The organism is Monashia sp. HAY1-5C, assembly GCF_056755255.1.
The window spans coordinates 23,487-31,346 of record NZ_JBPGXG010000040.1 but is presented as its reverse complement, the minus strand read 5'-3'; the positions used below and the strand labels follow the sequence as shown (position 1 = coordinate 31,346).

Here is a 7,860-nt window from a genome sequence, read left to right as displayed (position 1 = left end):
TCCGTCGTCGGCAGCGTCAGATGTGTATAAGAGACAGGGTCAGAGGTGGTGGCGGTCGCGGCGACGGCGGACCGGGGCTTTGCGCGCCTCGATCGACAGGAAGTGCATGACTGCGGAGACGACGAGCGGCACGGTGAAGATCGCCGCGACCGGGGGGATGGCGGCGCCGGAGTCGTTGGTGAGGAAGCCGATGACGGCCATGACGACGATGGACCAGAGCCCGCGGTGCAGCTGCGGGGCCTCGTCGAGCAGGCGCCGCAGCGGCTCGCTGCCGAGGGTTCCCGGGCGTGCGACGACGAAGACACCGACGGCGAGGACCGCGACGACGAGGACGAGCAGCACCGGCAGGTGGACGGCGAGGTCGATGTTGGCCCACAGCTTGCGCGACATGACGTCCCAGGCACCGCCGTCGATGACGGTCTGCAGGAACCGGCCCGGGTGCGAGCGCTCGGACTCCGGCCGCCGCCAGTCGAGGTAGGAGACGCCGCCGACGACGATCCCGGCGGCCACGAGGACGAGCACGACGTTGCGCACCGAGGTGCGCCGGCCCATGACGCCCATGAGCAGGAAGCCGAGCGCGGGCACGAGGGCGATGGGACCACCGAAGTCGGCGCCCCAGGCCGGCAGCACGTCGACGGCGAGGGCGGCACCGCCGATGACGACGACGGCGAAGACCGCGAGCCGCGGGGCCTGACGCCGCACGAGCGCGTGCGCCATGGCGGCGCACAGGAGGAGCACCGCCGAGGCGTAGAGGGCGAACGCGACGTTGCCCATGCCGTAGAAGCGGCCGCCGACCAGGGGCTGGAGCCCGAAGATCGAGGAGATCTGCAGGTGTGAGCCGGTGATGAGGTCGATGCCGATGACCGCCGCGGTCAGCGCCGACATCGCCGCCAGCGGCCCGAGCGCCGACGAGCTCCACGGCCCGTTGAGCGAGACGAACGCAAGTGCCGCGCTCATGAGCAGGACGAGCCCGAGCAGCATGGTGGTCAGGACGACGGTGTTGTCCGACCACCGCCACCACGGCACGAGGTTGGCCAGGAAGGTCGCGGCGGGCATCGCCGCACCGACGATGCCGACGAGGCGGACCAGGCGCAGCCCCCGCTGACGCGTCAGGCGCTGGTTCCACGGCCGGGCCCGGCGCACCATCCACCAGAGGGACAGCAGCGCGAGGGTCATCGCCGAGAGCCAGATGAGCAGGAACGGCGCGACGATGCGGTGCATCGCGTCGGCCTTGGTGTCGATGTCGGTCAGCACGGTCAGCTTCGTCGCGGCCGTGGACTCGCTGTTGTTCGCCGACGGCACGACCGACAGCGCCCGGCCCCCGATGCCGGTCACCGGCGTGACGCCGCCGCGTTGCAGGATCGTCGCGGTGACGTCGGACAGCTGCGCGACGCCGGTGCTCCGGGTCGAGGCCGACGCGAGCAGGCCCGGCCCGTAGTGCGGCCCGGTCGCCGTGAGCAGCCGCAGGCGCTCGGCCCGGTCGCGGTCGGACAGGCTCACGACGACGAGGTCGGCACCGTTGGGCATGGCGTCGACGACCTGGTCGAGGCGCCGCTCGAGGACGTTGACCCGCTCGACCTGGCGCGCCGGGTTCGGGTCGGTGGCATCGAGCGAGCCGACGTCGACGATCGAGACCGGGCACTGCGCGAGGTCGGACACCAGCGTGGTGACGGAGAACTCGGCGTACTTGCCGACCTTGCCGTCGCTCGTCGCCGCGGCAAGGCCGGCGCCGGGGCCGACCGCCTGGATGCACGTGTTGCCCTTGGCGAAGCTGTCACCGAGCAGACCGAGGTGCGCACGGAACTCCGACCGGCTGGAGCTCTCGGCGAGGGCGTCGAACCCCATGACGCGGAAACCCGCCGTGGCGTCACCGGCGACCGCGGGCAGCGGCCCGCACTCCGGGCGGTCCGAGTCGGACGCCGGGCCCGCCGACTCTCCCGCCCCGACCGTCGACCAGCCGTCGACGGGGCACGTCGTCAGCCGCAGCGTCTTGACCGACACGGACGCGGCCGACCCGTCGCGCAGCAGTCCCCACAGCGTCGGCGTCTTCTCCGGGCTGACGTCGTCCCAGGACAGGCCGCCGATCCCGACGACGACGAGCGAGTCGCCCGGCTTCGGCGTCGTCGTCGGCGGCACCGGCACCTCGCCGCGCCCGACGTAGGCGAGGGTCAGGACGGCCACCACGGCAAGGAGCGCGACGACGAGCGTCTTGACGGGGTGGCGGCGGATCACGCAGGACAGACTACAAACCGGCTCCGCACGCGGGCGTCGCCGATCACCGGCTGGATCACCGGCTGGACCCGGCGGGACCAGGCTGCGTCAGGGCGGCTCACGGGCTGACTCACGGGCTGGAACCGGCGGCCGTCCCACGGGTCCCGGGACTACCCTTGCGCCTCGTGGACGACACGACGCTCACGGCCGTGGCCCTCGCCGCCGCGGGCGTCGCGCTGCTCGCGCTCGTCCTCGCCGTCCTCGCGCATGCGCGGCTCCGCCGCGTCCGCGCCGACTTCGCCGTGCTCGGTGCCGACGGCGCCCGCACCGACATCGCCCGCCTCGCGGCCGACCAGAACCGACGCATCGAGCGCCTGACCGCCGACCTGACCCGGGTGCGCGCCGACGTCGCCGCGGCCGAGGCGGACGTCCGCCAGAGCCTGCGCAACGTGGCCGTCGTGCGCTACGACGCGTTCGGCGACATGGGTGGCCGCCTGTCGTTCTCCGCCGCCATCGTCGACGACGAGGGCGACGGCATCGTCCTCAGCTCGATCCATGCCCGCAGCGAGTCCCGGACGTACGCCAAGGGCATCGTCGGCGGCCGCTCGAGCATCACGCTGACGCCCGAGGAGCAGCAGGCCCTCGCGTCGGCGACCAGCGGCGACCCGGGCACCGATTCCGGCGCCCCGACACCAGCCCGTACGAAGGACGCCTCGTGACCCCTCCACGCACCCCCGACGAGCTGCACCGCTTCGGCTACCTCGGTCCGCGCGGCACCTTCACGCAGATGGCGCTCGACGCGTGGGACGCCGCCGAGGGCCGCGAGCACGTGCCGTTCGGGTCGGTCGACGCGGCCCTCGCGGCGCTGCGGGCCGGCGACATCGACGCCGCCATGGTGCCGATCGAGAACTCCGTCGAGGGCGGTGTCTCGGCGACGCTCGACGCCCTCGCCACGGGTGACCCGCTCGTCGTCATCGGCGAGGTGCTCGTGCCGATCACCTTCGTCCTCTGCGCCCGACCGGGCACGGCCCTCGGCGACGTCAAGGCCGTCGGCACCCATTCGCACGCGTGGGCGCAGGTGCGCTCGTGGATGGGCGCCCACCTGCCGGACGCCGCCTACGTGCCGACGCTGTCGACGGCGGCCAGCGCCACTGCGCTCGGGGCGCCCGGCGAGGTGATGTTCGACGCCGGCGTCTGCGCGCCGGTCGCCGCGAGCAACGAGGGGCTCGAGGTCCTCGCCGAGGACATCGGCGACAACAAGGCCGCGGTGACGCGCTTCGTCCTCGTGTCGCGGCCGGGCACCCTGCCGGCGCCGACCGGTGCGGACAAGACCACGGTCGTCCTCTTCCAGAAGGAGGACCACGCCGGCGGCCTGCTCGAGCTGCTCGAGCAGTTCGCCGTGCGCGGGGTCAACATGACGCGGCTGGAGTCACGTCCGACGGGCGAGGCCATGGGCTCGTACTGCTTCTCCATCGACGTCGAGGGCCATGTCCTCGACGAGCGGGTCGGCGAGACGCTCATGGGGCTGCGCCGGGTGTGCGCCGAGGTGCGCTTCCTCGGCTCGTACCCGCGGGCCGACGGCGGCCTGCCCGGGACGCGTCCGGGAACGACGGACGAGGACTTCCGGGCGGCCCGGGCCTGGCTCCGCGACCTGCGCGCCTGACCGCCCGGTCGGCAGGGCACGGCGAGCCGGCCGGGCCCGCGACGCGCGGTCCGGCTCAGCCGATCGTCGCGCCGCTCTTGAGGAGGAACAGCGTCTCGTCACCGACGATCCCGTCGACGCCGATGCGGTTGGCGGCCTGGAGGGTCTCGACCGCCTTCGTCGTGCCGGGGCCGAAGACGCCGTCGACGGCGAGCGTGGCGCCGGCCGCGCGGAGGGCCCGCTGGAGCGTCGTCACGTCGGCACCCTTCGCGCCGGGCTTCAGGGTGCGGTCCCCGAGGGACCGGCTGATGACGATGACCCACATGCTGTTGTCGACGCGGCCCGGGTGCGAGACCGGGGCCTCGAGGGTGGACTCGACCCGCGCGACCGCGGCCCTCGTCGCGGCACCGTAGCGGCCGTCGACCCGGACCGGCCCGAAGTCGGCGTCGTCGAGGAAGCACTGGAGCGCACTGACCGCCGGGCCCGTGGCGCCGGGCTCGAGCGTCGGATAGGTGTCGAGCGTCCGGGTGCAGCTGCCCGCCGTCGAGCCGGCGTCCGGGCCGGCGTCGGGGCCGGCGGTCGTCGTGGCCACAGACGTGGGCGTCGGACGCGTCGGGGTCAGCGGCGCAGCCGTCACCGTGGGGATCACCGCGGGCGTCGTCTCGGTCGCCGACTCGGTCGGTGTCGGGTCGCTCGGGCTCTCGACCGACGCGGTGAGCGACGCGGACGGCGTGGCCGCGCCCGCGCCCGGTCCGCACCCCGCCAGGACGGGCGCGAGCAGCACGGCCGCCAGCAGCGGCGCCCAGCGGCGGACCCCAACCGCTGCGGACGAGGCGCCGGCTGCCCGCAGAGCGCGCGCGTCGGTGGTCGCGTCGGTGGTCGTGCGCCCGGACGGGCCGGTGACGCCGTCCGGGCTGGTCGGACGGGTGCGGTGCTGCGGTGTCATTCGGGTACCCCTGGTTGCCGAGTCGGCCCGCCCTCGCCGGGCCGCGGTCCGAGTATGCGGTGCCGTGCGCCGCCCCACCGGCACGACACGGCGTTTCGTGACGAAACGGACACCTGGCAGAGGGGCCGGACGTGAGGAGGGGGCGCCGGCCGCTGCCCGCCGGCGCCCCACGGGTCCGGGCGACCCCAGTGCGCCCGACCCTGAGGTCATCGAGCCAGCCGCCCCTCCGCGGCCCCCGTGACGGCTCGATGACCAGGTCCCCGAGTGGGTCCCCCGACAGCACAGAGCCGGCGACCGCCCTCCTGATACGTCCCGCCGCGGAAAATGTCGGCGAGTTCTCGACGCGTCGATGTATCAGTTCGGCCCCGTACGCCACCATTCCGGTGAGAGCGTCGGGGCCAGGGCCGCGGCGCATTCCTGCTCGGCTGCAGAGCTCACCCCTCAGGAGGCACTACATGGCAGAGCCCGGTCAGCCCGGTCGCCCCGGTCAGCCCGGCCAACCCGGCCAGGAGGGCCAGGACGCGACGCCCCGTCCCGTCCGGCCCCCCGTCCGCGTCCTCGACCCGGCCACCGCGATGCGCCGGACCGACGGGCAGGCGCCCGACCCGGCGCTCTACCTGTCCGACCGGCTGCTCGTGCGCAACGAGCCGGGCGGCACCCGCGGGCTCGGTGACCTCGCCCAGTCGCTCGACCGGCTCGACCTCGACTACGTCGAGACGCCGCGCGCCGGCGGCGGCACCCGCGACCTCGACGCGTCGAGCGACTGGGGCACGAGCGTCACGCTGCGCCCGCGCCGCTCCATCGACACCGTCGACGCCTGGAACGTCCTGCAGCAGCTGCGGGCCGACGGTGACCCCATCGCGGACCGGCTCAGCCTCGAGCACGTCCTGCGCCCGGCCGACGGCTACTGGGGTGGCGTCGGCTACTGGGGTGGCGTCAGCTCGGCGCTCCAGGAGTACGCGGTCCCCGGCCGCGGCGGGCGGATGCCGGTCAGCCTGGCCCTGCCCGACCCGGCCCTGCGCGCCCGCGACCTGCCGCGGCGTCCCGTCGTGGCCGTGCCCGACACGGCCGTCGCGAAGCACCCGTGGTTCAAGGACGAGCGCACCATCGTGCGCCTGAGGTACGAGAACGGCCGCCTCGTCCCCGCGGGGCCGCCGGAGGACGCCGCGCCCGCTCCCGCAGAGGGCCTCAGCGACGCGCCGAAGCCGCAGGAGCCGGTCGGCCTCCTGCACGGCCACGCCACGTTCATCGCCGGCCTGCTGCGCCAGGGCTGTCCCGAGGCGACGATCCTGTCGATCCCCGTCATGGGCGAGGACGGCATGGTCGACGAGGCCGACATCCTCGACGTGCTGGAGGCGCTGCTCGACCGGCACGTCCACGGGCAGACCACCGACCACCCCGCCGACTGCATCGACGTGCTGTCGCTGTCGCTCGGCTACTACGCCGAGGACCGCACCTACACCTCCGGCCCCGTGGCCGACCTGCTCGACCGCTTCGCCGAGGCCGGCGTCGCCGTCGTCGCGGGCGCGGGTAACGACGGCGTCAGCGCGCCGTTCGTGCCGGCGGCGCTCGCCGCGTCGCTGCCACCGCGGATCACCGCGCGGGCGCTGCCGCCGGTGTCGAGCGTGGGGGCCAACAACCCGGACGGGTCGAGCGTCGCGCTGTTCTCCAACACGCTCCCGGTCATCACGGCGGTCCGGCCCGGCGTGTCCGTCGTCAGCACGCTGCCGCTGACGAACGGGATGGGCCAGCCGTCGACGAAGGCAGAGGGGGACGGCCCGGTGCGCTGCACCGTCGACCCCGACGACTACACGGGCGGCTTCGGCGTCTGGAGCGGCACGTCGTTCGCGACGCCGGTCTTCGCCGCCGAGGTCGCCGCCGCGATCGCCACCGAGAAGGACGTCGCCGACGTCGCCCCCGCCGTCATGCGCAAGCGGGCGCTGCGGGCGCTGCGTCGCTGCACGACGAAGGGAGCAACGCCATGACACCCGCACCCACGGCGTCCGACGGCCTGGGCACCCTGGCCGGCAAGGCCTTCGCCGCCTACCTCGCCGGCGAGCGCGAGCGCCTGTCCGAGCTCGTCGACCTCGTCACGCCGGTGCTGTGGAACGCGGCCCGCTCGCAGGGCGCCAACCCGACGACGTGCGAGGACGCCGTCCAGACGGCGTTCCTGCAGCTCGTCGACCGCGCCGAGACGATCAACGAGCCGGCCGCCGTGCTCGGCTGGCTCGTCGTCGTCGTCAAGCGCGAGGTGTGGCGCCTGGCGCGCGGCTCGCGTCGCGAGATCGGCGTCGAGGAGGTGCCCGAGGCCCCGGCCCAGGCCCTCGACCCGGAGGCGCAGGCGGTGCTGAGCGAGCGTCAGGGCGTGCTGTGGAAGCACGTCTCGACCCTCCCTCCGCGGTGCCAGGAGCTGCTGCGCGTCATCGCGTTCGCCGACCGTCCCGACTACGCGGCCATCGCCGAGTCGCTCGGGATGCCCGTCGGCAGCATCGGCCCGACCCGCGGCCGATGCCTCCAGAAGCTGAGGACCGTCCTCGGCTCCGATCCCGGATGGGCGGTGTGACATGAGCTCGCACAAGGACGCCATAGACGACCTCGACGTGGCCACGCTGCGCCAGCTGCGTGAGCTGTTCGCGCACGCCGACCCCGTACCGTCCGACCTCACCGAGCGGATCAAGTTCGAGCTCACCGTGCAGGCGCTGCACGCGGAGGTGGCCGAGCTCACGGACTCGGCCCTGCTCGCGACCCGCGGCACGAAGGTCGAGCCGACGCCGACCGAGTCGGTGACCTTCAACGCCGCGGCCGTCAGCCTCATGGTCACCGTCAACGCGAGCGACCTCGAGGGCCGGGTCCGGGTCGACGGCTACGTCACGACGCCCGGCGCCACGGTCGAGGCCGTGACGACAGAAGGCAGCAGTCTGGTCGATACCGATGCGAACGGCCGCTTCGTTCTGGATGATCTACCGCATGGCCCGATCCACTTCGTGATCCGGGTCGACCCCGACGACGAGAGCGCGCGACCGGTCATCACGCCCACGATCCAGGTGTGACGGTGATCCCG

At 74.0% G+C, this 7,860-nt stretch carries 7 protein-coding genes; 5 read left to right on the top strand and 2 right to left on the bottom strand.

The genetic code is table 11. The features are described from left to right. Positions 1–39 precede the first annotated feature (39 nt). A complete protein-coding gene (locus tag ACR9ZK_RS08500; RefSeq protein WP_481341460.1) occupies positions 40–2,232 on the bottom strand; it encodes a hypothetical protein in 2,193 nt (730 codons plus the stop codon). A 164-nt stretch (positions 2,233–2,396) separates the two neighbouring features. On the opposite strand from ACR9ZK_RS08500, the gene ACR9ZK_RS08495 reads away from it, so the two are divergent. Beyond that, complete coding sequence (locus tag ACR9ZK_RS08495; RefSeq protein ID WP_481341459.1) at positions 2,397–2,930, top strand: DUF4446 family protein; 534 nt, start codon at positions 2,397–2,399, stop codon at positions 2,928–2,930. Further along, the gene (pheA, locus tag ACR9ZK_RS08490) at positions 2,927–3,874 is read left to right on the top strand and encodes a prephenate dehydratase (RefSeq protein ID WP_481341458.1); all 948 of its coding nucleotides are present in this window, start codon (positions 2,927–2,929) and stop codon (positions 3,872–3,874) included. The genes ACR9ZK_RS08495 and pheA overlap by 4 nt, the downstream gene beginning before the upstream one ends. 55 nt (positions 3,875–3,929) lie before the next feature. Here the strand turns inward: pheA and ACR9ZK_RS08485 are convergent, their stop codons facing one another. After that, complete coding sequence (locus ACR9ZK_RS08485) at positions 3,930–4,799, bottom strand: peptidoglycan-binding domain-containing protein (RefSeq protein WP_481341457.1); 870 nt, start codon at positions 4,797–4,799, stop codon at positions 3,930–3,932. 455 nt (positions 4,800–5,254) lie between these two features. Between ACR9ZK_RS08485 and ACR9ZK_RS08480 the strand changes: the two genes are divergently transcribed. From ACR9ZK_RS08480 to ACR9ZK_RS08470, 3 genes are read left to right on the top strand one after another with little or no spacing between them, the layout of a single operon-like run. Then, positions 5,255–6,784, top strand: coding sequence for a S8/S53 family peptidase (locus tag ACR9ZK_RS08480; protein WP_481341456.1), 1,530 nt, complete (start codon positions 5,255–5,257; stop codon positions 6,782–6,784). Further along, the gene (locus ACR9ZK_RS08475) at positions 6,781–7,362 is read left to right on the top strand and encodes an RNA polymerase sigma factor (protein WP_481341455.1); all 582 of its coding nucleotides are present in this window, start codon (positions 6,781–6,783) and stop codon (positions 7,360–7,362) included. The genes ACR9ZK_RS08480 and ACR9ZK_RS08475 overlap by 4 nt, the downstream gene beginning before the upstream one ends. Before the next feature lies 1 nt (position 7,363). Next, positions 7,364–7,849, top strand: a complete 486-nt coding sequence (locus tag ACR9ZK_RS08470) for a hypothetical protein (protein ID WP_481341454.1) — start codon at positions 7,364–7,366, stop codon at positions 7,847–7,849. Positions 7,850–7,860 lie beyond the last annotated feature (11 nt).